The sequence below is a fragment of the Flavobacterium kochi genome, assembly GCF_048286715.1.
Taxonomy (GTDB): domain Bacteria; phylum Bacteroidota; class Bacteroidia; order Flavobacteriales; family Flavobacteriaceae; genus Flavobacterium.
Window position 1 is genome coordinate 117,763 of the sequence record NZ_JBLVPW010000015.1, and the last position, 26,879, is coordinate 144,641.

At 34.5% G+C, this 26,879-nt stretch carries 19 protein-coding genes and 1 rRNA gene; 5 read left to right on the forward strand and 15 right to left on the reverse strand.

The window, feature by feature from the left end; all coding sequences use genetic code 11:
• Positions 1-28 precede the first annotated feature (28 nt).
• Positions 29-2,449 carry a phenylalanine--tRNA ligase subunit beta gene (gene pheT, locus ACNQGH_RS14415; RefSeq protein ID WP_417956718.1) on the forward strand — a complete coding sequence of 807 codons (2,421 nt, stop codon included), beginning with the start codon at positions 29-31 and terminating at the stop codon, positions 2,447-2,449.
• A gap of 126 nt (positions 2,450-2,575) precedes the next feature.
• On the opposite strand, the gene ACNQGH_RS14420 is transcribed toward pheT, so the two are convergent.
• On the reverse strand, positions 2,576-3,130 hold the full coding sequence (locus ACNQGH_RS14420; protein WP_417956719.1) for a fasciclin domain-containing protein: 555 nt from the start codon (positions 3,128-3,130) through the stop codon (positions 2,576-2,578).
• A 217-nt stretch (positions 3,131-3,347) separates the two neighbouring features.
• Between ACNQGH_RS14420 and ACNQGH_RS14425 the strand changes: the two genes are divergently transcribed.
• Positions 3,348-4,295: a cation diffusion facilitator family transporter gene (locus tag ACNQGH_RS14425; RefSeq protein ID WP_417956720.1), complete on the forward strand. Its 948-nt coding sequence runs from the start codon at positions 3,348-3,350 to the stop codon at positions 4,293-4,295.
• A 106-nt stretch (positions 4,296-4,401) separates the two neighbouring features.
• Here ACNQGH_RS14425 and rpsA read toward each other — a convergent pair whose 3' ends face one another.
• From rpsA to ACNQGH_RS14480, 11 genes are all read right to left on the reverse strand, one after another.
• Positions 4,402-6,183, reverse strand: a complete 1,782-nt coding sequence (gene rpsA / locus ACNQGH_RS14430) for a 30S ribosomal protein S1 (RefSeq protein ID WP_417956721.1) — start codon at positions 6,181-6,183, stop codon at positions 4,402-4,404.
• A gap of 414 nt (positions 6,184-6,597) precedes the next feature.
• A complete protein-coding gene (locus tag ACNQGH_RS14435) occupies positions 6,598-7,854 on the reverse strand; it encodes a nucleoside permease (RefSeq protein ID WP_417956722.1) in 1,257 nt (418 codons plus the stop codon).
• 72 nt (positions 7,855-7,926) lie between these two features.
• Entirely contained in the window at positions 7,927-8,622 is a 696-nt protein-coding gene (gene cmk, locus ACNQGH_RS14440; protein WP_417956723.1) for a (d)CMP kinase, read from the reverse strand.
• Between the two features lie 7 nt (positions 8,623-8,629).
• Positions 8,630-9,649: a type IX secretion system protein PorQ gene (gene porQ, locus ACNQGH_RS14445; RefSeq protein ID WP_417956724.1), complete on the reverse strand. Its 1,020-nt coding sequence runs from the start codon at positions 9,647-9,649 to the stop codon at positions 8,630-8,632.
• Between the two features lie 407 nt (positions 9,650-10,056).
• Positions 10,057-12,507: an endopeptidase La gene (gene lon / locus ACNQGH_RS14450; protein ID WP_417956725.1), complete on the reverse strand. Its 2,451-nt coding sequence runs from the start codon at positions 12,505-12,507 to the stop codon at positions 10,057-10,059.
• Positions 12,508-12,759: 252 nt separating this feature from the next.
• A complete protein-coding gene (locus ACNQGH_RS14455) occupies positions 12,760-14,088 on the reverse strand; it encodes an MFS transporter (RefSeq protein ID WP_417956726.1) in 1,329 nt (442 codons plus the stop codon).
• 208 nt (positions 14,089-14,296) lie between these two features.
• Positions 14,297-15,112 carry a M48 family metallopeptidase gene (locus ACNQGH_RS14460; RefSeq protein WP_417956727.1) on the reverse strand — a complete coding sequence of 272 codons (816 nt, stop codon included), beginning with the start codon at positions 15,110-15,112 and terminating at the stop codon, positions 14,297-14,299.
• Between the two features lie 88 nt (positions 15,113-15,200).
• Positions 15,201-17,600, reverse strand: a complete 2,400-nt coding sequence (locus tag ACNQGH_RS14465; RefSeq protein ID WP_417956728.1) for a glycoside hydrolase family 31 protein — start codon at positions 17,598-17,600, stop codon at positions 15,201-15,203.
• Positions 17,601-17,796: 196 nt separating this feature from the next.
• Positions 17,797-19,704, reverse strand: a complete 1,908-nt coding sequence (gene glgB / locus ACNQGH_RS14470) for a 1,4-alpha-glucan branching protein GlgB (RefSeq protein ID WP_417956730.1) — start codon at positions 19,702-19,704, stop codon at positions 17,797-17,799.
• Between the two features lie 70 nt (positions 19,705-19,774).
• Complete coding sequence (locus tag ACNQGH_RS14475; RefSeq protein ID WP_417956731.1) at positions 19,775-21,055, reverse strand: glucose-1-phosphate adenylyltransferase; 1,281 nt, start codon at positions 21,053-21,055, stop codon at positions 19,775-19,777.
• Positions 21,052-22,473: a glycogen synthase gene (locus ACNQGH_RS14480; protein ID WP_417956732.1), complete on the reverse strand. Its 1,422-nt coding sequence runs from the start codon at positions 22,471-22,473 to the stop codon at positions 21,052-21,054. The genes ACNQGH_RS14475 and ACNQGH_RS14480 overlap by 4 nt, the downstream gene beginning before the upstream one ends.
• Before the next feature lie 190 nt (positions 22,474-22,663).
• On the opposite strand from ACNQGH_RS14480, the gene ACNQGH_RS14485 reads away from it, so the two are divergent.
• From ACNQGH_RS14485 to ACNQGH_RS14495, 3 genes are read left to right on the forward strand one after another with little or no spacing between them, the layout of a single operon-like run.
• Positions 22,664-23,530: an alpha/beta fold hydrolase gene (locus ACNQGH_RS14485; RefSeq protein WP_417956733.1), complete on the forward strand. Its 867-nt coding sequence runs from the start codon at positions 22,664-22,666 to the stop codon at positions 23,528-23,530.
• Between the two features lie 42 nt (positions 23,531-23,572).
• Positions 23,573-23,962, forward strand: coding sequence for a peptide-methionine (R)-S-oxide reductase MsrB (gene msrB / locus ACNQGH_RS14490; RefSeq protein ID WP_417956734.1), 390 nt, complete (start codon positions 23,573-23,575; stop codon positions 23,960-23,962).
• A gap of 4 nt (positions 23,963-23,966) precedes the next feature.
• Positions 23,967-24,611 (forward strand): endonuclease III domain-containing protein, encoded by a 645-nt coding sequence (locus tag ACNQGH_RS14495; RefSeq protein ID WP_417956735.1) that lies wholly within the window; start codon positions 23,967-23,969, stop codon positions 24,609-24,611.
• 288 nt (positions 24,612-24,899) lie between these two features.
• Here ACNQGH_RS14495 and ACNQGH_RS14500 read toward each other — a convergent pair whose 3' ends face one another.
• The 3 genes from ACNQGH_RS14500 to rrf form a co-directional block, all read right to left on the reverse strand.
• Complete coding sequence (locus tag ACNQGH_RS14500; protein WP_417956736.1) at positions 24,900-25,193, reverse strand: hypothetical protein; 294 nt, start codon at positions 25,191-25,193, stop codon at positions 24,900-24,902.
• Positions 25,194-25,539: 346 nt separating this feature from the next.
• Positions 25,540-26,619, reverse strand: a complete 1,080-nt coding sequence (locus ACNQGH_RS14505; protein ID WP_417956737.1) for a DUF6600 domain-containing protein — start codon at positions 26,617-26,619, stop codon at positions 25,540-25,542.
• A 184-nt stretch (positions 26,620-26,803) separates the two neighbouring features.
• A 5S ribosomal RNA gene (rrf, locus tag ACNQGH_RS21900) occupies positions 26,804-26,879 on the reverse strand; the annotation flags it as partial.

Here is a 26,879-nt window from a genome sequence, read left to right on the forward strand (position 1 = left end):
ATATTTGCATTCTTATTAAAATTGACAGATGAAAATATCTTACAACTGGTTAAAACAATTCATTAAAATAGACTGGAAATCCGAAGAAACAGCAGCATTGTTAACAGATTTAGGTCTGGAAGTAGAAATTGTTGAAAAATATCAATCGGTAAAAGGCGGATTAGAAGGCATTGTTGTAGGCCATGTTCTTACTTGCGTCCAACACCCCGATGCTGATAGATTAAAAATAACCACAGTAGATCTGGGCAATGGTGTTCCTGTACAAATTGTATGTGGCGCCAGTAATGTTGCTGCGGGACAAAAAGTTCCAGTTGCTACAATTGGCACTACTTTATATGATAAAGAAGGCATTGCTTTTTCAATAAAAAAAGGAAAAATACGTGGACAGGAAAGTAATGGAATGATTTGCGCTGAAGACGAGTTAGGTCTTGGCGAAAGCCATGACGGGATTATGGTATTGGACGATGCTTTAGTAGCAGGTACCGCTGCCGCTACAGTTTTCAAGATTGAAAATGATGAAGTTTTTGAAATTGGGTTGACACCTAACCGTGCTGACGCAATGAGTCATCTGGGAACTGCACGTGACTTGAGAGCAGGAATGTTGCAAAGTGGTGTTAATGTTGAATTGATTACACCTTCAGTAAGTAATTTTAGAGTCGATAAAAGAATACTGAAGATTGATATTGACGTAAAAGAGGCAAAACTTGCTCCTAGATATTGTGGAGTTACCATTTCTGGAATTACTGTAAAACCATCGCCGGCTTGGCTGCAAAACAGACTGAAAGCAATTGGATTGAATCCGAAAAATAATATTGTTGATGTTACCAATTATGTTTTACATGAATTAGGTCAACCGCTACATGCTTTTGATGCGTCAAAAATCAATGGAAAAATAATTGTAAAAACACTTGCTGCCGGTACTAAATTCACAACCCTGGATGATGTTGAAAGAACATTGCATGAGGAAGATTTAATGATTTGCGATGAAAAAGGGCCACTCTGCATCGCTGGGGTTTTTGGTGGAAAAAAATCAGGAGTTTCTGAGCATACTAATTCTATTTTCTTAGAAAGCGCTTATTTTAATCCTGTAAGCATCCGTAAAACTGCTAAAAGACATCAGTTAAATACTGATGCTTCGTTTCGTTTTGAAAGAGGAATCGATCCAACCATTACTGAATATGCGCTGAAACGTGCAGCTTTATTGATTCAGGAAGTAGCCGGAGGCGAAATTACATCCGATGTAATTGATGTATATCCAAAGAAAATTGAGGATTTTACCGTGTTTTTAAATTTCAGTAAAGTCGCCAAAATTATTGGGCAGGAATTATCAAAAGATACTATTAAGAAAATATTGGTTTCATTAGATATCAAAGTAAACAGCGTTTCTGATGCTGGATTGGGTTTAACAATTCCTGCTTATCGCGTTGATGTACAAAGAGAAATCGATGTTATTGAGGAAATCTTGAGAGTTTATGGGTACAACAACATTAATTTCTCTAAGAAACTAAATGCTACAGTTGCTAATTCACCTAGAAATGAAGATTATAAAATACAAAATACGATTGCCACACAATTGAATTCACAAGGATTTCATGAAATGATGGCTAATTCATTGACTACGGCATCTTATGAGCAGCTTTCTAATGTATTGAATCCAGAACATAATGTGACGATGCTTAATCCATTGAGCACTGATTTAGCAACGATGCGTCAATCATTATTATTTTCAGGATTAGAAGCCGTCTCCTATAATATCAATCGTAAAAACGCTGATTTAAAATTATTCGAATTTGGAAAATCGTATCATAATTTTCCTTCTGGCTATGAAGAGCAAAAACACTTAACGTTATTTCTTTCTGGAAATCGAAATCAAGAAAACTGGACTAATCCTCAAAAAACTTCTGATTTCTTTTTATTCAAAGGATATGTAAATGGCATACTTTCGAGATTAGGCCTTCAAAAAACACAAAATTTACCAGTGATTTCTGATGTGTTTTCTGAAGGGATTGCAATTGGATTTGGTCAAGATACAATCGTAGAATTAGGTGTGGTAAAAAAATCAATATTGAAACATTTTGGAATTAAACAAGAAGTGTTTTTTGCTGATTTTAACTGGGCTTTGATTCTGAAATTGATTTCTACTAAAATAAAATATATTGAGATTCCTAAATATCCAGAGGTTCGCAGAGATTTAGCTTTACTAATTGACCAAAACGTAACCTACGACAGTATTTATACCATTGCACGTCAAACGGAGAAATCACTGTTAAAAGATATTAATTTATTTGATGTTTACGAAGGTCAAAACCTTCCGGAAGGTAAAAAATCATATGCCTTGAGCTTTACCATTCAGGATAATTCAAAAACATTGACTGATGCTCAAATTGATAAAATCATGAGCAAATTGCAAAAGAATTTTGAAACAGAGCTTGGAGCAAGTTTAAGATAATCAATTATTATAAAAATTAAAAATCCCAATTCTGAATCAGAATTGGGATTTTTTTTTACAAAAAAATTTTGCAATTATAAACAGGACTTTTTCAATTAACAAAATCAAACCTCTTTTTGAAAAAAATTATTGTTTTGGCAACACTACTGCATCAATTACATGAATCACACCATTTGATTGGTTCACATCCGCAATTGTAACTTTAGCTTTGTTCTTATTTTCATCCGAAATATACAAATTTTTCCCTTTCATCCATGCTGTCAAAGTTCCGCCACTTACTGTTTTTAGTATTGCTTTTCCTTTACCCATTTTGATCGCTTTTGTGATATCAGAAGTATTCATTTTTCCCCCTATCACATGATAGGCAAGAATTGTCTGTAACATTTTTAAATTTTCAGGTTTTAGTAATGTTTCAACAGTTCCTTTTGGTAATTTATCAAACGCTGCATTTGTTAGAGCAAAAACAGTGAACGGGCCTTTACTTTGCAAAGTCTCTACTAGACCAGCCACTTTAACTGCCGCAACTAATGTAGTATGATCTTTAGAATTTACTGCATTTTCAATAATATTTCTTGTCGGATACATAGCTGCTCCGCCAACCATAACACTTTTTTGAGCGAAAGAAGTCGCTCCAAATACTAATGCAAAAAATGCAATCGATACAAATTTTCTAGTTTTCATAAAATCTATTTTTTTAAGTTATATAAATAGATTTACACAGTTAGTTCCCTTTTGGTTAAAAAAAATTTAAACTATTTTTTAAATCACTGATTTTTAAAAACAGATAATGGTAAAATAAATTCATCCGACGAACCATTTTAGTAGCTATGTTTTCAGATAAACATACATTTGATTAGTCAATATATCCTTACTTTTATATTTTTAAATTAAAAGTAAAATGGATAAAAATTCTAAAGAGCATAGTAAGAATACCAATGGTTCACATCATATTATCCAAAGCCTACTTGTTAATGTAGTCATTGTAATTTCTAAAGCATTTGCTGCTTTCATGACCGGTTCCGGAGCTATGTTAGCCGAAACAATCCATTCATCAGCTGATTGCGCCAATCAATTACTATTATTATTAGGTGTTAAGCAAGCAAAACGGCCAGCCGATGACCAGCATCCATTTGGCTATGGTAAATCCGTTTATTTCTGGTCATTTATGGTTGCCATGCTATTGTTTTCTATTGGAGGAATGTTCTCTATTTATGAAGGAATCCACAAATACAACAGGCCCGAACCTATACATGAAATAGCTTGGGGGGTTGGCATTTTGTTATTTGCCATTGCTTTAGAAGGTTATGCAACGTATTCCAATTGTATTGAACTAAATAAGAGAAAAGGAGACAATGGCTTTTTTACTTATTTGCGCAGCACAAAGGATAGTGATCTTATTGTTGTATTTGGAGAAAATTCCGCAGCTGTTTTAGGACTGGTTTTAGCATTAATTGCTTTATTAGTTTCTTATTATACGGGAGATAGCCGGTATGATGCAATAGGTTCTCTTGCTATTGGAGTAGTTTTAATCTTGATGGCAATTTTCCTTGCTGTTGAAGTAAAGTCATTATTAATTGGCGAAAGTGCTGATCCTATTATATTGGATACAATTAAATTCATAACAGAAAATAATCCTAAGATTATTGAAGTCTTGAATTGCAGAACTATTCAACAGGGCCCTGGTGAAGTCTTAGTTTGTGTAAAAATAAAATGCAGTCCGGATCTTACTACGCAATCCATAAGTCAATTGATCAATAATTTTGAACAAGAAATCCGTACCACTCATCCTGAAGTAAAGTGGCTTTATGTAGAACCTGATTTTCAGGAATGGAAAAATGATTTGTAAAAATGGAAAACACTAAATTCTTCGGAATAAAGGATTGCTCAATTATAAGTCTAAAAAAAGCCTCACATTACTGTGAGGCTTTTACTATTTAGAAAGCTTCAAGAAATTATTTTTTCTCTGACTTTTCCATTTTAGCTTTCAATGCAGCTAACATATCATTGTTATCACCTAAAGTCGCAGCTGGTGCATTTGTAGATGAAGACGAAGTTGAAGTATTTTCAGTAGCTGTTTTCACATTTTTCTCTTCTTCTTCACGGAAGATAGCAGTGTGAGATGCAACTACTCTTTTGAATTCTTTGTTGAATTCAATCACTTTGAAATCAGCTGATTCTCCTTTTTTCAATTTCTTACCGTCTTCTTTTTCAAGGTGACGTGTAGGAATGAAAGCAACGATATCATCACCAAATTCTACAGTAGCTCCTTTGTCAACGATTTCAGAAATTTCACCTGTGTGGATAGTTCCAACTGCGAAAGAATCTTCGTATTGATCCCAAGGATTAGCAGTAGTTTGTTTGTGACCTAAAGATAATTTACGTCCTTCAACATCTAATTCTAATACTACTACGTCAAGTTTTTCACCAACGTTTACAAATTCAGATGGGTGTTTGATTTTCTTAGTCCAAGATAAGTCAGAGATGTAAATCAATCCGTCAATTCCTTCTTCCAATTCTACAAAAATTCCAAAGTTTGTAAAGTTTCTAACGATACCTGTATGTTTAGAACCTACTGGGTATTTAGCAGTGATATCAGTCCAAGGATCTTGAGACAATTGTTTGATTCCTAATGACATTTTACGGTCATCTCTATCTAAAGTTAAGATAACAGCTTCAACAACATCACCAACTTTTACGAAATCTTGAGCAGAACGTAAATGAGTAGACCAAGACATTTCAGAAACGTGGATCAAACCTTCAACACCTTCAGCAACTTCGATAAAAGCACCGTAATCAGCGATTACTACTACTTTACCTTTTACTTTGTCTCCAATTGCTAATTTAGCATCAAGAGCATCCCAAGGGTGAGCGTTTAATTGTTTCAATCCTAATTGAATTCTTGTTTTCTCATCATCGAAATCAAGGATTACAACATTTAATTTTTGGTCTAATTCCAACACTTCACTTGGGTGGTTAATTCTACTCCAAGAAAGGTCAGTAATGTGAATTAATCCATCAACACCACCTAAGTCAATAAACACACCATAAGAAGTAATGTTTTTAACAACACCTTCTAATACTTGTCCTTTTTGTAATTGACCGATGATCTCTTTTTTCTGGATTTCAATATCCGCTTCAATAAGCGCTTTATGAGAAACAACAACATTTTTGAATTCGTGGTTAATTTTTACCACTTTGAATTCCATCATTTTGTTTACATATACATCATAGTCTCTAATTGGTTTAACATCAATTTGAGATCCTGGTAAGAAAGCTTCAATTCCGAAAACGTCAACGATCATACCACCTTTAGTTCTGCATTTTACAAAACCATTAACGATTTCTCCTGTTTCGTTAGCCGAAATAACTCTATCCCATGATTTGATAGTACGTGCTTTTCTGTGAGACAATACCAATTGACCTGTTTTATCCTCACGGATGTCAATTAACACTTCAACAGTATCACCTACTTTTAAGCTTGGGTTGTAACGGAATTCGTTTAATGAAATAACACCTTCCGATTTTGCATTGATATCAACGATAACGTCTCTATCTGTAATTCTAACAACTACACCATCTACAACTTCTTCTTGATCAGTAGCGATAAATGTTTTTGAAACTAGTTCTTCGAATTCTAATAAGTTTTTTTCATCAACAGCATCAATACCTTCTTCGAAATTGTGCCAGTTAAAATTTGCTAAAAACTCTTCTTGTGATTTTACTTGTTCAGACATGCTGATTAAAAATTTGTATTCTGTATTCTCTCGAGTTTCTTAATGTGATAGAAAACAACAGAAGTTGTTTGTATAATTAGTTGAACCCTAAAGGAAACTCTTATTCACCAAAAGGACTGCAAAGGTAACACATTTATCTTAAACTGCAAAATTTTACAGACAAGATAATAGATTGATAATCAAGAGATACTTAACTATTTTCTTGGAGGTAACAGTTCCCTCTCTCTCTCTCTCTCTCTCTCTCTCTCTCTCTCTCTCTCTCTCTCTCTCTCTCTCTCTCTCTCTCTTATGGCTCCGTTATGCTTCAAGAATACCAGCTCCATTGAGGCTTACTAGGTTTCATAGTGATTTTTAGCAATAAAAAACCCGCCTCCATTTTGAAACGAGACGGGTTTGATCTATGCAAAAAATCCTTTAATGACTGAATTTTTCCAATGCTTTTGCGTCATGATTGTATTTAAAAACAAACGGAAAAACAAGAGCCAGAACCAAAGCATAACTGGCAAAAGTCATCCAAATATGAAACCAATCTTTACCCCCATCTGCAAGCGTAAAATATTTTTGGATTATATAGCCGCTAGTAAAACTGCCTATTAATGCTCCAAAACCATTGACCATCATCATAAATAATCCCTGAGCACTTCCTCTAATTTTTGAATCTGTCTGTGTTTCCACAAACAAAGAACCCGAAATATTAAAAAAGTCAAATGCCATTCCGTAAACAATACAAGACATAATTATCATCCACAATCCATCAGAAGGATTTCCAAAAGCAAACAATCCAAAACGTAAAACCCAAGCCAGCATACTGAATAACATCACATATTTAATCCCTAATTTTCTAAGAAAAAATGGAATCGCCAATATAAACAGTGTTTCTGAAACTTGCGAAATCGACATGATTATAGCTGGATATTTAACTGCAATTGTGTTTTTATACGCAGCTACGCCCGCAAAATCATGAATATACGTATCTCCATAAGCATTAGTCAATTGCAAGGCAGCACCCAATAACATTGAAAAAACAAAGAAAACAGCAAATTTTCTTTGTTTAAATAATTCAAAAGCATTTAAACCCAAAGCATTCGTGAAGGAAGTGGTCTTCTCCCCTTTACACATTGGAGGACATTTTGGAAGTGTAAAGGCATAAATCCCCAATAAAAATGAAACAATTCCTGCGATATAAAATTGATTGGACGAAGTCTCATTATGTGTTAAACTTACCACCCAAAGTGCAGCAATAAAACCTATAGTTCCCCAGATTCTAATGGGTGGATAATCCTTTACAACATCAAAATCTTTTGCAATTAAAGCATTGTATGCGACAGTGATCGATAATGAAATCGTGGGCATATAGAAAAACATATTCACCAGCATCACCCAAAAAAAAGTGATTGGATTATCTACTTGAGGCAGGTAAAATAAAGCGGCAGCACCCAAAAAATGAAGCAATCCATATAATCTTTCAGCATTTATTAATCGATCTGAAATAATCCCTGTTAAAGCCGGCATAAAAACAGAAGAAATACCCATTGTCGAAAATATGATTCCAAACTCGGTTCCAGACCAATGTTTGTTATTAAACCAATAAGCTCCAATAGTAAGTAACCAAGAACCCCAAATAAAAAATTGTAGGAAGTTCATTAATACCAACCTGTTTTTAATTCCCATAAGATGAATTGTTTTTTATTTTTAAAATCAACAAGGCGTAAATCTAATATTAAAAAAGAGATCTACAAAAAATTAAACCGCTTTAACAACTTCATCGACCAAATCCAGAACAACTTTAAATTGTTCTTCACGAGTGAGGTGGGAATTATCGATTTCAATAGCATCTTCAGCCATCACCAAAGGCGAATCTTTTCGGTGCGTATCAATATAATCGCGTTCTTCTACATTTTTTAATACCTCTTCATACGTAACTGGATCTCCTTTTTCCTGTAATTCATCAAAACGTCTTTGTGCCCGGGTTTCTGCACCTGCGGTCATAAAAATTTTAAGTTCGGCATCTGGAAAAACTACGGTTCCGATATCCCTACCGTCCATAACAATACCTTTGTCCTTACCCATTTCTTTTTGCTGCTCCACTAATTTGGCACGAACTTCAGATATTTCAGCCACCTTGCTTACAAAATTTGAAACTTCGATAGTTCTGATTTCTTTTTCAACATTCACATCATTCAAATACATTTCAGCAAAACCCAAATCAACGTTAAATTTGAATTGTAATTTTATATTTGGCAAACGGTTAATTAATGCTTGTTTATCAAAAAAATCTGCTTTTATGTATCCGTTTTGCATCGTAAAAAATGCAACAGCACGATACATTGCCCCCGTATCAACATATACATATCCCAAGCGATTTGCAAGTTGCTTGGCTAAAGTACTTTTTCCTGTAGACGAAAATCCGTCAATTGCTATGGTAATTTTTTTATCCAAAATAATATTATTGTAAGTTAATAGTTAAACCAAATAAGCTCGTATTCCCCGCTAAAGTATATCGTGAATACGAATAATTAAATTTTAATTTATTGAATTTCAGACCAAAACCAGCCGAAACTCCCGAAAAATTACGCTGTTCCAAAAGTCGTAATTCTTCTGCTCTTCGAAAATTATACCCCAATCGAATATTAAACGATTTTTTAGGAAAAAGCTCTACTCCCATAATTACATGACGGAAAGCATTATTTATTACTGACACTTTTTCATCTGTAGAACTTCCATCTATTGAAGATTCGGCTCTTTCAGGATTAGAAAAAGCAATATTCCATTGCTGTAAATTTTCAAGTGTAAGATGCCAGCGAATGGGCACATTTTCCAATTCTTGTGAAACGCCTGCACTAATTTCTAGTGGTAATTTTTCGTTTACACCATTATATGTAGTAAATTGAGTTCCAATATTTCGTATTGCCAAGCCCCAGTTAACATCGTTTTTCTCATCAATAAAAAGAGCGCCAATATCAATCGCACCACCAAAGGAACTATAACTTTCTAAAGTGGAGGAAATCAATTTTGCATTAGCTCCTAAATGAATGGTCGTATTGGGAATAGCATAGGCATAACCAAAAGAAAGCGCAATTTCACTTCCTGTAAATGAAGCTGTAGACTGGCCATTCTCATCATAACCATCAAAATTGCCATAATTGACATAATTGATACCGGCCTGAAAAGTTTGTAAATGCCTGTCATAGGTGTACGCATAAGAAGCTGTTCCATAGGTTACTTCCCTGTAATAACTTCCGTAATTCAAAGCCAGGTGGTTGCCCATTTCAGGATTCAATGTTGCCGGATTAAAATTGACCTGATTTACATCATCGTCATAAATTGTAACCGTTTTTCCTCCTAAAGCAGCTTGTCTTGGCGCCGTAACCAAATTCAAAAACTGATAGGTATACTTTCCTCCTATCTGACTGTAAGACACAGCACAAACGGATAAGAAAGAAAATAATAAAAGTTTTTTCAACATGCTTTAAATTCCTATTTATCTATGGTAAAACGCAAACGCGAAGATAAAATTATAATATAATATATTTACCGGTTTCTCCGCTAAGTTTCGAGAAAAATACTAAATAAAATAAAAAATCCATCCTGAAATTTCGAGGGCACTGAAAAAATCCCCTACGAAAAATACTACGAGAAATAACCTGGTGCAAATACAAATAAACGCTCTGAGAATTGCTTATTTGACACAAAAAAATTTAGGTATGCAAATATGACAAAGAAAAAAGGGCTTGTACACACATAATTAATTGTACAAGCCCTTTATTTATCATGAGTTTTTCAATGCCCTCGAAATTTCACAACGAAACTTAAATGAATAAGTGTCATCTTGAAATTTCCAGATGGATGTGTATAAATAAAAAAAATGATTCCTTACAATACCTTTGCGTTCTTGACTTTCTGATCGGTCAAAGCAAATTTAAGTACTTCGCTCATTTCTTTAACATAATGAAAGGTCAGACCTTCAAGATATTCAGGTTTTATTTCATCAATATCACTTTTATTTTCGTGACATAGGATAATTTCTTTAATATTAGCTCTCTTCGCAGCCAAAATCTTCTCTTTTATTCCGCCAACAGGTAAAACTTTTCCACGCAAAGTAATTTCTCCTGTCATCGCCAAGTTTTTCTTAACTCTCTTTTGGGTAAAGAGCGAAACTAATGATGTTAACATTGCAATTCCCGCACTAGGACCATCTTTTGGAGTTGCCCCTTCCGGAACGTGTAAGTGAATATTGTATTTGGAAAGTATCTCCGAATCCAATCCTACAAGTTTTGCATTTGCCTTAATGTATTCTAGAGCAATTGTCGCCGATTCTTTCATTACCGTACCTAAATTCCCGGTAATCGTCATCGTTCCCTTTCCGGGAGAAAGTAACGATTCAATAAAAAGAATATCGCCTCCAACAGAAGTCCAGGCCAAACCGGTTACCACACCGGCAACATCATTGTTTTCATACTTGTCTCTTTCCAATCTCGGAACACCCAGTGTTTTTATAATATCTTCGTCAGTAACTTTTTTGTTATATTCTTCTTCCATTGCAACAGATTTTGCTGCATTACGGATTACCTGAGCAATTTTAGCTTCCAAACCACGAACTCCGGATTCACGAGTATATCCTTCTACTATTTTTTCTAATTGTTTTTTTCCAATCGTTAAATCCTTAGTTGTTAAACCATGTTCTTTCAATTGTCTTGGAAATAAATGCTGACGTGCAATTTCTACCTTTTCTTCAATTGTGTAGCCGGACATTTTGATGATTTCCATTCTGTCTTTCAACGCAGGTTGAATCGCAGCCATATTATTGGATGTAGCAATAAACATTACTTTTGACAGATCATATCCCATTTCCAGGAAATTATCATAAAAAGAATTATTTTGTTCTGGATCTAAAACTTCCAATAATGCCGAAGAGGGATCGCCTTGATTACTATTGGATAATTTATCGATTTCATCCAAAACAAATACAGGATTCGAAGTTCCCGCCTTTTTCAAACTTTGGATAATTCTTCCTGGCATTGCACCAATATACGTTTTTCTATGTCCACGAATCTCCGCTTCATCACGTAAACCACCCAATGAAATTCTAACATATTTTCTACCCAATGCTTCTGCGATAGATCTTCCTATAGAGGTCTTTCCAACTCCAGGAGGTCCTGTCAAACAAATTATCGGTGATTTCATATCATTTCGCAATTTTAAAACTGCCAAATGCTCTATCATTCTTTTCTTAACATCTTCAAGACCAAAGTGGTCTCTGTCAAGAATTTTCTGTGCTCTTTTTAAATCAAAATTATCTTCGGAATATTCATTCCAAGGCAATTCTAAAAACAACTCTAAATAGTTTCTTTGAATTCCAAAATCTGGCGCTTGAGGATTCATCCGACGCATTTTAGACAATTCTTTTTCGAAATGTTTTTTAGTTTTTTCGTCCCATTTTTTGGTCAAAGACTTCTGCAACATTTCATCCATTTCCTCCTCCTGTGAAACACCACCCAATTCTTCTTGGATCGTTTTCATTTGCTGATGAAGGAAATATTCTCGTTGTTGCTGGTCTAAATCGAAACGAACTTTTGATTGAATATCATTTTTCAATTCCAATTTTTGCAACTCCACATTCATATAACGCAACGTATCTAAAGCTCTTACTTTAAGCTCGTTAACGGCTAGCAAATCTTGTTTTTCTTTAACCGTTAAGTTCATATTAGAAGTAACAAAATTGATTAAAAAAGATTGGCTTTCAATATTTTTAATCGCAAAAGTAGCTTCACTGGGGATGTTGGGACTTTCTTTTATAATTTGAATCGCTAATTCTTTGATAGAATCAAGAATTGCTATAAACTCTGTATCATGTTTTCCTGGTCTTTTTTCAGGAACTTCTTTTATTTTTGCCGTTATATACGGGCTTTCGGCAATTACAGAATCTATTTCAAATCGCTTTTTTCCTTGAAGTATCACTGTAATATTCCCATCAGGCATTTTTAAAACCCTTAAAATTCGAGCAACTGTGCCTATACTATGAATATCTTCGGGAGTTGGATCTTCGTCCTGTTCGTTTTTTTGAGCTACAACACCAATGATTTTCCCTGCTGCATTGGCATCATTGATTAACTTTATTGATTTATCACGTCCTGCAGTAATTGGAATAACAACTCCTGGAAATAAAACCATATTACGCAATGGTAAAATAGGCAAAGAATCTGGCAATGCTTCATTATTCATTTCCTCCTCATCTTCAGGAGTCAATAAAGGTATTAAATCGGCTTCAGAATCAAATTCTTGAAGTGACAGATTGTCAATAGTAAGTATTTTATGATTTGACATATATTATTTAAGTCTTTTTGTCATTAAAAATTTTAATTTGTCAAGCAAATATAAGGTATCATAGCAGTAATTATAAATAAAATCGATGTATGACATGATTACTAAGCTTGACACTAAAAGAGTCAATCATTATGCCAAAGTGAAAGTAAAATCGATTACATCTTCTTACAAATAAAGAAAAATTTTAAAAACTATAATTAAGAAAACAGCTATTTTTTAAAGTATAAAAAATGGAAAGCATTATTGTTTATTTTATCCATTTAGAGCACTGTTTTTAGGTACTCTTTTCAACAAAATGACACCTGTTATAAAAAACACTCCTAAAAAAACTATTGCAAAACGTGGACTTCCGGTAATTTGATCTATAATCCCATAAATCAGCATTCCGAAAACAATCCCAATTTTTTCGGAAACGTCGTAAAAACTAAAAAAGGAAGCGGTGTCCTCTGTTTCTGGTAATAATTTAGAATACGTTGAACGCGACAAAGCCTGAATTCCGCCCATTACGAGTCCTACTAACCCCGCCATAATATAAAAATGTATTGGTAATGTTATAAAATAAGCTGCAGCACATAATACCACCCAAAAGCAATTGATTACAATCAGCGTAGGAATATTTCCGAATTTCTCTGAAGCTTTTGAGGTTAAAACCGCACCAACAATGGCTACTAACTGGATTAATAGAATGCAAATAATTAAACCCATTGTGCTTTCACTTTTCGATGCCCAACTAATTTCTTGTGCTCCAAAATAAGTAGCAATAAGCATAACAGTCTGGACAGCCATACTATAAACAAAAAAGCTAACAAGGTATTTTTTTAAGGCACTGTTTTCTTCCAATAAATGCCATACTTTTTTTAATTCTCTAAATCCATTAAAAACTAAAGCTTTAGTCACTTTGCGTTCTTCATTTCTGCTTCCTTTTGGTAAATAATAGTATGTATATTGACTAAAAACAATCCACCAGACCCCTACCATTATAAAAGAATACCGCATAGCTTTCATAGCTGCTTCTCCCTTAGTTCCTGCAATGCCAAAAATGTCTGGCATCATGATCATCGCTAAATTGACAATCAACAATATAACACTTCCTATGTAGCCATAGGAATATCCTTTAGCACTGGTTTCATCTTGTTGCTCAATAAAAGCAATATCTGGTAAATAGGAATTGTAAAACACTAAACTTCCCCAAAAACCTATTAAACCAAAAAAATAAAATAATAAACTGATATAAATACTATCTAAACTGAACCAGTACAATCCCACACAGGATAAAGCTCCTAAGTAGCAAAAGAATTTCATGAAAGATTTTTTATTACCTACATAATCTGATATGCCTGACAACAAAGGAGAAATTAATGCGACTACTAAAAATGCAAAAGCAGTAACAAAACTAATCAATGCAGAATTTTTAACACTAAAACCAAAAACTGATATATAATGATTGCTGTTTGAAAATAATGCTTCATAAAAAATTGGAAAGACTGCCGACGTAATCACTAATGGATAAACTGAATTTGCCCAATCATAAAAAGCCCAAGCGTTTAATAATTTTTTACTTCCTTTTGGTAAATCTGCCATGTTTCTTTTTTTTATGCTGCGAATTTATTTATTTTTTGTTTAGGTTGATCTAAAATGTAACTAATTCGACATTAATAAATCATTAATCATTCATAATGAAGTATTTATAATTACAACTAAAATTAAAAAGGCTATTCTCGTTTGTACGGGAATAACCTTTTTTATACTTCGTTACCTGTTATACTAATGAATAATCAACCTTACGTTCTTATCTGTAAATAACTCCAACTTTAGCAGCTAAAGCTTTCGCTTCCGGAATCAATGCTTTTAAATTTGCAATTCTGGTAGCATCAGATGGATGCGTACTTAAAAATTCTGGTGGTGATTGTCCTGCAGATTGCGCTGCCATTCTTTGCCAAAAGATTACAGCATCATCTGGATTATACCCAGCAATTGCCATAAGCGTAAGTCCAATTTTATCAGCTTCACTTTCATGACTTCTACTAAATGGAAGCATTACTCCTACTTGAGATCCTAGCCCGTAATATTGTTGCCACATTTGTTGTTTTTCTGCACTTTGACTACCAGTAGCCACTGCAACTCCTACAGCACCTAATTGCTGCAATTGAGCAGCACTCATTCGTTGCGCCCCGTGATTTGCTAATGCGTGTGAAACTTCGTGTCCCATTACGGTAGCTAAACCTGCATCGTCTTTTGTTATTGGCAATATCCCCGAATAAACAACAATTTTACCTCCTGGCATGCACCAGGCATTAACTTCTTTATTATCAATTAATTTATATTCCCAACGGTAATCATTCAAATATTGTGATTGTCCTAAATAGGTTAAATATTTTTCTGCGGCGGCTTTGATTCGCATACCAACCGTTTCTACTCGTCTGGCATCAGCTGTTCCGACAATAACTTTATTTTCTTTCAAAAAAGTTCCATATTGCTGAAAAGAAGATGGAAACAACTCACTGTTAGAAACAAAATTCAGGCTTTTTTTCCCCGTAAGCGGATTTGTAGCACAAGAATAAAGTAATCCTGCCGCAAAAATTCCTAGTAATAAGTTCTTTTTCATAATTTTAATATTTAATTTTAATACAAAAATACAACTATCTATGAATTATTTATTTACATAATTAAATCAAAATGTATCAACTTCTTTGTTATTCACCAAGCAGATGTAACTCTGCAAACTCCTTATCAACAATTAAATAGCTTTCCTTTTCGAAAATTGTTTTGTCAAATAAAACTTTTACATTGTCAATTTCAATTTCTTTAACCTTAAATGGCAACCCAACCAGAGTTATTTTATACTTCGAATAATTGGTGTCAAATTTTCCTTCTTTATGCAACTGGATAATTAGTTCTTTTGCCTTACCGTTGGTTTGGAATGACAGCAAGCTATACCTTCCTTTTTTATAATCGTAACCATCTTGAGCATCCTCATAAACCACTGACTTTTCTTTCCCTTCTTTGTAGTAAATATCTAATGTTAACTCGTCAAATTCAAGTTCTCCAACATACTGTTGGACAGGGTATTTTGGAATGATTGCACCCGCTTTCACAAACAGTGGAATCTGGTCGAATTTAGTATCTACCCAAATTTCTTTTCCTCCTTTAACTTCTTCATTTGTCCAATAGTTATACCACTTTCCGCGAGGAATATACATCCTTCTACCTAAAGAATTAGGTTCTAAAATAGGACAAACTAAAATTTGGTTTCCAAAAACAAATTCGTCATTTCTATAATGTGTCTGAATATCTTCCTGATCATAATATACCAGTGGTTTTAACATGGGAATTCCCTCTTCAATGTATTGCCAAAACATGGTATACAAATAGGGCAATAATTGATACCGCAAGCTGACGAACTTTCTGGTAATATCAATCACTTCTTCGTCAAATGCCCATGGCTCCTGATCGCCATGATCACCGGAAGAATGTGTTCTGCAAAAAGGATGAAAAACCCCTAATTGAATCCAGCGTGCATATAATTCTCCCGAAGGCTGCTCCGCAAATCCTCCAATATCAGACCCGGTGAAACCCATTCCTGAAATAGACATGCGTTGCACCTGAATGTTTGCAATCCATAAATGTTCCCAGGTCGCAACATTATCCCCAGTCCAAGACGATGTGTATCGTTGCGCTCCTGCATAGGCTGATCTTGTAATAACAAAAGGCCTTTTGGGATAAGCAAATCTTTTTACTCCATGATACGTTGCTCTTGCCATTTGCGTACCATAAATATTATGCGCTTTTCTATGACTACATGGATTTCCATCGTAATCATGTCGTACATCCATAGGAAATGTTTTATTTGGAACCTCCATAACGGCTGGCTCGTTCATATCATTCCACACTCCTTTTACACCTATGTCCGAAACTAATTCTTTAAATAATCCTGCCCACCATTCTCTAACGGCAGGATTTGTATAATCTGGAAAATTGCATTCTCCAGGCCATACTTTTCCTTTCATATAAGGGCCATCAGCCCTTTTGCAGAAATAGTCGTTTTTTAATGCTTCCCTATATATAGCATATTCTTTATCAATTTTTATTCCCGGATCAATAATTACAACAGTTTTGAAACCATCCTCAGCTAATTCTGCAACCATTCTTTTTGGGTCAGGAAAATATTCTTTATTCCAAGTGAAACATCGAAAACCTTCCATATAATCAATATCCAAGTACAATGCATCACATGGAATTTTCAATTCCCTAAATTTAGCTGCTACTTCTTTTAAATTACTTTCCGGATAGTAACTCCATTTGCATTGGTGGTATCCAAGTGCCCAAAGTGGTGGCAATTCCGGTTTACCGGTCAACTCAGTAAATGTGGTAACAACATCCTGCATTTGCGGTCCATAAATGAAATAATAATTCATTTCTCCACCTTCTGCCCAATAGCTGGCTACGTTTCTTCTTTCGTGACAAAAATCAAAATAAGTTCTAAAAGTATTGTCAAAGAAAATTCCATAGGATTTTTTATTATGCAATCCGATATAAAACGGAACCACTTTGTATAATGGCTCCTGGTCTTTTTGAAAAGCATATTGATCAGTAGCAAAATTTTCCAGTCTTTTTCCTTTCAAATTCAATTGGGTAGCTTTGTCGCCAAGTCCGTAAAAGCATTCCCCATCTTTTGAAGACTTACTCATTTTTACGATATTACCGCCATATTCATAGCTTTCTTCCCAGTGAAAACCCAATTCATCTTCTAAAATCAGATGGTCTTTCAAATCAAAAATAGACAATCTCATATCTGTCTTTTGAATTCGACATTGGACTTTACTGGTTTTAATCTGATAATAATCTTCCACTTCAGAAACCTCAAGAAAATTATATCCATGCGAATGGCTTTTGTCAATAGCATACGAAAAATCGTTACTAAAATATCCTTTTGTGGTAAATCTAAAACGTATTAAACTATCTCTTAATACAGTTACTTTTAATATTACACTATTATCAGTATGAAAAGATACAGAATCTACTTCATGTTCAAAAGCAACTATTTTTGTGGGATATAAATCCCCTTTATATTCTAATTCTGTATTTGTAATCATATGCTGTGGTATTTATTTTGCAAGATTTTTGCAACTCAAACTTACAAAAATACTTTGTAAACAGTTACATATCTTAGGTTTATTCACGAAAACGTTATAATTTTCAGGCATACCAATACCAACCACATCACTAATTGTTCCCCTATTAAATGAAACTATTAATGATGTAATTTGATACTATTAAGTGAAAATTTATTTATAAAATTTTGAAAGCAGTTACACTTAAAGGAGGCAAAAGTAATTCTGTAGAATAATCTCTTCCGTCATAAGGCATCGCTTCAATTGTTAATTTTTTAGAATTGGAAACGCCGCTTCCTCCATAATATGCAGCGTCACTATTAAATATTTCGGTTAATTTACCTTTTCTCGGTAAACCAATGCGATAATTAGGACGAACTATTTGAGTATAATTACAAACTACAATCACATCTTCTTTTGGGTTATTTCCTTTTCGAATGAAAGACATTACTGCATTTTGATGATCCGAATAATTAATCCATTCGAATCCTTCCGGACTAAATTGTTTTTCATATAATGCAGGTTGCGTTTTATACAATTTATTGAGATCGGTAATCAATTTTTTCACGCCTTCATGGAACGGATATTGCAATAAATGCCAATCTAAACTTCCTTCGAAATTCCATTCATTACTTTGTCCAAATTCACTTCCCATGAACAACAATTTGGTTCCGGGATGCATGAACATATACCCATACAACAACCTTAAATTTGCAAATTTTTGCCATTCATCACCTGGCATTCTTCCTGCAATTGATTTTTTTCCGTACACCACCTCGTCATGGGAAAGTGGCAACATAAAATTTTCAGAAAAAGTATAGGTCATCGAAAAAGTCAAATCGTTTTGATGGTATTTTCTATACACGGTATCTTTTTGGAAATATTCCAAAGTATCGTGCATCCATCCCATCATCCACTTCATTCCGAAACCTAAACCACCAACTGATGTTGGTCTTGAAACCATGGGAAAAGAAGTGCTTTCCTCGGCAATGGTTTGAACTCCTTCATAATTGAGATAAACGGCTTCATTAAATTCCTTTAAGAAACTTATGGTATCAAGATTTTCTCTGCCTCCATAGATATTGGGTTCCCATTCTCCATCATTTCTGGAATAATCCAAATATAACATAGAAGCCACGGCATCAACACGCAAGGCATCTGCATGATAATGTTGCAGCCAGAATAATGCATTACTAATCAGGAAGGAACGAACTTCATTTCGACCATAATTGAACACCAAACTTTTCCAATCCGGATGATAGCCTTTTCTACGGTCAGGATGTTCAAAAAGATTTGATCCATCAAAAAATCCTAAACCATGCGCATCATCAGGAAAATGAGAAGGTACCCAGTCCAGAATTACTCCAATTCCCGCTTCGTGCAGTTTATCAACCAAAACCATAAAATCCTGCGGTTTCCCAAAACGAGAAGTAGGAGCAAAATAGCCTACTAATTGGTAACCCCAGGAGGGATCGTATGGGTACTCCATTATAGGCATAAACTCTACATGAGTAAAGCCTGTTTCTTTTACATAATTTACTAAATCTTCAGCAAATTCGAGATAAGTCAAAAAACGGTTTTCTTCAGCATGACGCTTCCAGGAACCTAAATGCACTTCATAAACTGAATAGGGCTTGTCCAAACCATTATGATTTTGACGTGTTTCCATCCAGTTATTATCATTCCATTTATAATCTAAATCCCAAACTACCGAAGCGGTATGAGGCGGTGTTTCACAGTAAAAAGCAAAGGGATCCGCTTTTTCAGTGACAATTCCATTATTATTGGATTGTATTTTATATTTATAGGTTGCCCCTTTTTTAATATTTGGAATAAATCCTTCCCAAATACCTGATGAATCCCAACGCACATGTAACAAATGTTCGCCTTGCGTCCAAAAATTGAAATCCCCGACCACAGATACCGAATGAGCTGTAGGGGCCCATACGGCAAAATAAACACCATCCGCCCCATCAACTGTTATTAGATGTGCACCTAGTTTTTCGTAGAGTCGGAAATGTTTCCCAGCTTTAAATAAATCGATATCAAAATCTGTAAAAAGGGAATGCGAGATAACTTTACTCATATAACAATTGTATAATTCCATTTTTATAAAAAAAATAGAATATTAGTTTAAGAAAAAACAGTTTTTAAATTTACTTTATGATATAATTATCAGGTATAACTGCTCCTTTTTTAATGACAACAATTCCGTCTTTGATCGCATATAATTCATTAGAAAAATCCTCTAAGTGACTGCCTCCATTGATGTAAACATCATTACCAATTCTGCAATTTTTATCCACAAGAGCATTGTTTATGAAACATCTTTCCCCAATCCCTATTAATTGTTTATTGTTTTTAATGTCTTCATTCATATCATCAATATTCTGATAGAAATCATTCCCCATAACATAACAATTTTGAATGATGGTTCCCTCACCTATTCTGGATCGAATACCAATTACGGAGTGGTTTATTTCTTTGGCATTCAAAATACAACCTTCGGAAATTAAGGATTTATCAACAGTTGTTTTTTGGAATTTAGATGGGGGCAACAATCTTGGTCTTGTGTAAATTTTGTTATCATTATCGAATAAATTAAATTTAGGTAAATCTTCAGTTAATCCAATATTAGCCTCAAAAAAGGAATCAATATTACCAATGTCAGTCCAGTACCCTTCATATTGGTAACTTAATATTTTTTTATTCCCAACCGCTTGTGGAATAATTTCTTTGCCAAAATCTTTTGTTTCTTTATTGGACATGATCTCTACCAACAATTTTTTGTTGAATATATAGATTCCCATCGAAGCCAAATAATGTTTTCCTTCGCTCTTCATTTGCTCACTCACATCTGATTTCCAGTTTGGTAGTAATTCCTTTGCAGGTTTTTCAATGAAAGATTCAATACAACTTTCAGCGTTTGTTTTTAGAATTCCAAATTCAGGAGCGTCTTTCGCATTTACGGGCAAGGTAGCGATCGTAATATCGGCATCCCTTTGAATATGCTCCTCCAGCATTGCATTGAAATCCATCTGATACAGTTGATCTCCGGAAAGTATCAATGCATAATCAAAATCATGATTCAAGAAATGGGGCATACACTGTCTTACGGCATCTGCAGTTCCCTGAAACCAGGTTGGATTATCGGGAGTTTGTTCCGCGGCGAGAATATCAACAAAAGCATGGCTAAAAATACTAAAATTATAAGTGTTTTTAATGTGCGCATTTAAAGAAGCCGAATTGAATTGGGTCAATACAAACATTCTGTAAATATCTGAATTCATACAATTTGAAATGGGAATATCGACCAATCTATATTTACCTCCTATTGGCACAGCTGGTTTAGATCTTGTTTCTGTCAATGGGTATAATCTGGATCCCTGTCCTCCACCTAAAATAATCGCAATAACATTTTTCTTTTTAGCTTTCATTTCTTCTTAATTATTAAATTGTACATTTCTATATATTCCTGACAGACTCTTTCCCAGGAATGATCCGTGCTCATTCCTATTTTTCTAATTTTATTTAAATGTTTTTTATCGTTATATAAATCCACTGCTCTTTGAATCGAATAACAAATATCTCCTACTGTTGCCTGATCATGACAAATGCCATTTCCATCATCTCCAAAATCAATAACGGTATCTTTTAATCCTCCTGTCCTTCTTACAATAGGAATTGTTCCATATCGCAACGAATACATTTGGTTTAAACCACAGGGTTCAACTCTTGAAGGCATTAATAAAAAATCAGATCCTGCATAAATTAAATGAGCCAATTCTTCATTATATCCTATAAAAGTATTGTAGTTACCTTGATAATCCGCTAATAAACTATTCAGCTGATTTTCTATAGACGAATTTCCCGAACCTAAAATTAAAATATTAATTTGTTTATAATTTTCAGCCAATGCCAGTGCTGCAGCATGTGGTAATAAATCTCCTCCTTTTTCTTCCAATAATCTTCCAATAAAACTAAAAAGTGGTTTTGTTGGATCTAAATTAAAGAGGTTGCATAATTTTTCTTTATTTTCCTGTTTTCCATTTTCGAAATTTTTAATTGAATAGTTTTTCTCAAGCATTGCATCTTTGGCCGGATCCCAAACTTCGATATCAATTCCATTCAAAATTCCTCTCGATTTATAGCGTACCAGATTAAACAAAGATTCTAATCCGTTAGCTGAATAATTTATTTCATTTAAATAATTTGGAGAAACCGTTGTCACCGCCCAGGCACACTTAATTCCTACGGCGAGTGAATTAATACACTTATCCCATTCCAAAACATTCACATGAGCCAAATCAAACTCGGGTAAATAGTGTAACTTATCAAAACCAAACTGTCCCTGATACAAACCATTATGAATAGTAATCATAGATGGCGTATTTCGCAATTTTTCATATTTATCACAATACAACATCATAAAAGGAACCACACCAGTGTGATGATCATGGCAATTGATAACGTCCGGAACATCTTCTCTTCCAATTATCCAATCTAAAGTCGCAATTTGGAATGATAAAAATCGCTCAATATCATCTTCATAGCCATAGACTTCTTTTCTATCAAATAATTCTGGAATTTCTACCAAATACAATTCAAACCCCAGCTTATCCGTTTTTTCTTTCAGAATACTAAAAGGAAAATTAAAACTTCCCAGTTTTACATGCCCCCAATGCACACATTCAAATTCATTTTCATTTCTGAACTTTGAATCATAACATGGCATTACAACTCTTACATGATGCCCTGCATTATTTTGATATTTTGGCAATGCGCCTACAACATCGGCTAAACCGCCTACTTTTGCTACCGGGTAACATTCTGCACTGATATGAAATATTTCCATTTATGAAATTTTGTTGTTTGTCAGTTAATTATAATCCTATTCACGTATTTTTTTAAACAATTCTAAATATTTTATTATTTCTCTCTTTTATGTTAATCTCAATAAAAACTTTATAAAAAATACTACTTTTATGTTTTCTAAATTTAGTAAAAAAAATTTAACATAATAACCCGCACGAAAATTTATTGAAATGACAAAAAAAACTTCTATTCATACACAATCATTGAAAATTCCTAAGATTATCTTATTAACTAGTAAATTAATCTCTTTTATTTCGCCAAAACTAATTACATTATTTGCTGCCAAACTGTTTACTACCCCCATAAAACATAAAATTCCAAAAAGAGAATTGGAAATGGATCAGAACAGTATACAAAAATCAGTCAAGATTCCTGGAATTGGTAAAGAGGTCGTTTTATATCAATATGGAAAAAGTGAAAAGAAAATCTTATTAGTCCACGGTTGGTCAGGACGTGGGACACAATTATTCAAAATAGCTGACGAGTTACTAAAAGCTGGATATTCCACGATTAGTTTTGATGCGCCCGCACATGGAAAATCACCTGGAAAAAATACTATTATGGTTGATTTTATTGCTGCAATTTTAGAAATTGACAGGCAATTTGGTCCTTTCGAAGCCGCAATAGGTCATTCATTAGGAGGAATGTCAGTTTTGAATGCTATCAAAAAAGGATTAAAAGTAAGTCATGCAGTTGTTATTGGCAGTGGCGATGTCGTGCAGGATATCATGGACGATTTTGTGGCAAAATTAGAATTAAAACCAACTATAAGTACTCGTTTGCGCTTGCATTTTGAAAAAAAATATAAAGAAGACATGAACAGTTATTCTGCTTATTTAGCCGCAAAAGAAACCACTATCCCAGTCTTAGTTATTCATGACAATAATGATCCCGAAGTTCCGGTAACAGCAGCAAAACACATTCACAAATACCTGAAAAATGGAGCGTTATTTCTAACTGATGGATTAGGGCATCGAAAAATTCTTGGCAATCATACAGTAATTGAAAAAACAATTCAATTCATTCAAAACAAATAAATGTGCTACAACGTTATACAAAAAGAACAAAAAAATAAAATCATGAAATATCCTATCGAAAAAACAGAACAAGAATGGAAGGAACAATTAGGAGAGGAGCGCTATCGAATTCTGCGTCAAAAAGGAACTGAATATCCTCATACCGGAACTTATAATTTACACTATGAAAAAGGAACGTATTGCTGCGGCGCCTGCGGAGAACCTTTGTTTAAAAGTAATTCCAAGTTTGATGCGCATTGCGGTTGGCCTTCATTTGACGAATCGATTCCTGGTAAAGTAACATATATTTCAGATGTTACACATGGCATGAAACGAACTGAAATTGTATGTGCTAATTGCGGTAGCCACCTCGGACATGTATTTGATGACGGGCCTACCAAAACGGGACAACGTTATTGCGTGAATTCATTATCAGTGGACTTTAAAGAGTAATACTATGGATTTATTTGGAAACTCAAATGATTGGGCTAAAAAATTAGAACCCATTCTCACAAAATACAAAGGAAGAAAACATCCATTAGACCATCACAATTTGTACCAGCTTTTAGTGATGGTGGTATTGTCAGCTCAAGACTCTGATGCGCATATAAATAAGATTGCTCCTGCTTTATTTGAAGCGTATCCCAATATGGAAAGTTTGGCCGTATCAAATCGGGATGCATTAATTCCTTATATCTCCACCGTCAGAAATTTTGGCAATAAGGCGAAATGGTTATTGGAAATTGCGCAAACCATCCAAAAAGACGAAAATATTCCGTTCACGATGGAAGACTTGGTTGCTCTAAAAGGTATTGGAAGAAAATCTGCCAATGTAATAATGCGTGAAGCAAAAATTCCTGCGGAGGGAATTATAGCCGATTTACATGTTATTCGCGTTGCTCCCAGAATTGGAATAATCACAGAAACTAAAGACGGAATTAAAGCCGAAAAACAACTCATGCAAGCGCTGCCAAGAGAAATTTGGGGAGAAATTGGGATGGCAATTTCGTTTCTGGGAAGAGAAATTTGTCGACCAACTCCTAAATGCCCGGAATGTCCGATTAATAAGATTTGCAACTATTATCGAGAACATTATCTATAATACTTGACACGACCATCCCAAAAAAGGTCAGATCCGGCTATTCGTTTCAAGTCCTCCCCCCGTTGAGTTACAGATTGAACAGGGGTGTGGGTTTTTCAATACTATTTCTTGTCTATCAAAATATTACACAAGTAAAATCCTATTCAAGTAGATGAATAGGATTTAAAAAAAGACAACAAGATACGGTCCCACATAACTGTGCATTGTCAAAACTATTTTTTTAAAGGACCTATAAGATTAAAAACTACATAGATTCTAATCTGTCCTTATTACAACTCTTAGCAACACTTATCTCTGCCACCCACCTGGTGACCAACGATAGCCACGTCGCGTTTTATTCCAATGACCTTGTTTATAGTAATGACCTTGCCGTGGCACCGTCCAATAACCCTCCCTACGATCATAAGAGCGTGTTCTATTATTCCAATACCAACTACCTTCTATCCAAATATAGTTTGCACCGGGACGTGCTGGTATGTAAACTTCATGATATGCAGGTTCTACGGAGACATAACCTGCTGAACAGGAATTAAACAGTGATACAATTCCCACCAAACTTATCAAATAAATTAATTTTTTCATGATCTTGACTTTAAATAAATTAAATGCTTTAAGTTTTTACTTTATTCTCTAGTGATGCTTCATTTTCAAAATCCATAATACATAGTATTGTTAATGTAAGTGCTTTTTTTGCCAAAAAAATAGAGGCCCAATCAGTACATTATTAAAGAAATAAACCATTTGATTCCATCTTCTTAAAAAATAATCATCAGGCAAATTTTTAAAGAACAAATTTCCTTTTTACTGTGATCTTAGATCCCCAGATATACTAATTAACCAATCTTTAATAACTAGTAGCAAGCTGTTATAGGATTTAAATAAAGGAATTAACGTTGCTGTTTACCTTATTAATCATTTCGTTTCTGTTTCATTTCTCTTTGCTTCGATGTGGATCATTCCTTTGTTCTCGCATTTGTTGCTGTCTGGCTTGTGGCTCTTTAGTCTGCTGTTGCATTTGCTGCCCTTTAGCTTGTTGCTGTCTAAACTGCTGTTCTTTAACTTGTTGCTCTTTTACCTGCTGTTCTCTAGCTTGTTGTCTAACCGGCGCATTACGCTGTTCTTGCGTAGGTTGCTTCCTCACTGGCTGATCGTTACGTTGCTGCTGATTTTCTTTCTGTGGCTGACTTCTAACATTTCTTTGCGCAGCGGGTTTCAGATCTTTCAATCGCATGACTTTAGACGGGGCTGGTTCTTTTGCCGCAGACCTGCGTTTTTCCACCTTCGGTCTGTATATTCCTAGTTCTCTGCTATTCAAACTCTGTCCTGGTCTATTTCTTTCCTTTAAAGTTATCGGAGAAAGTGTTGCTCCGGTTCGTCTTCTCACATCATTTCTATCAGGTCCCGCATTGTATCTTACCTGCGTTGAATTGTCCCGCTTAATATTATTTATCACTTTGGAATTATTAATGATTGTAGCGTTTCTAGATGAAGGAATATAATAATTATAAATGTTTGGTCTTCCAAAATCCCTATCTCTTACAAATATCCACTGATTGTAAGGCAACCGATAACCATTACTATAAGCAATACTAATGCTAATACCGGGCCCTATTGGGGCCCACCCGTAATATCCTTCCGAAACCCTCCAAGTGACCCATCCCGGACCCCAGTCATAACCAGGGACCCATATCCATCCATAATAAGGGTCATAAAACCAGCGGCCATAGTGAAATGGTGCCCAGCCCCATGAATAATCAGATACCCAGGTCCAGCCTACGTTGGTGAAAACCCAATGACCGTTAGTGCCATAAGGAATAAACGCACCAGATACCTTAGGAACCCAAACATATCCATACTCTGGATTATTGATCCAATATCCATGTGGGCTTAAATCATCATAAAAAAGTTGGAAACTAATGGATACCTGCGCACTTATTTTTTGAGGAACCATCAAGGTAATTAAATTGGTAGCGAGGAACAGAATGAAAATTTTTGCTGTTGTTTTCATAACCGTATCGTTTTATTTATTTTGATTTGAAATCACAACTAAAACACTAACGTATTAAAGATAAGTATTTTACAGTCAAAAATTGTTAAATAATTTTTAAAATAGAGAGCCATAATTTATTGTCCTAAAAAAAGTTTTACGCAAAAAAAAAACCCCATCAAGTAAATGATGAGGATTCTTTAAAGAAAGGCGACGACATACTCTCCCACATAACTGCAGTACCATCTGCGCAGGCGGGCTTAACTACTCTGTTCGGGATG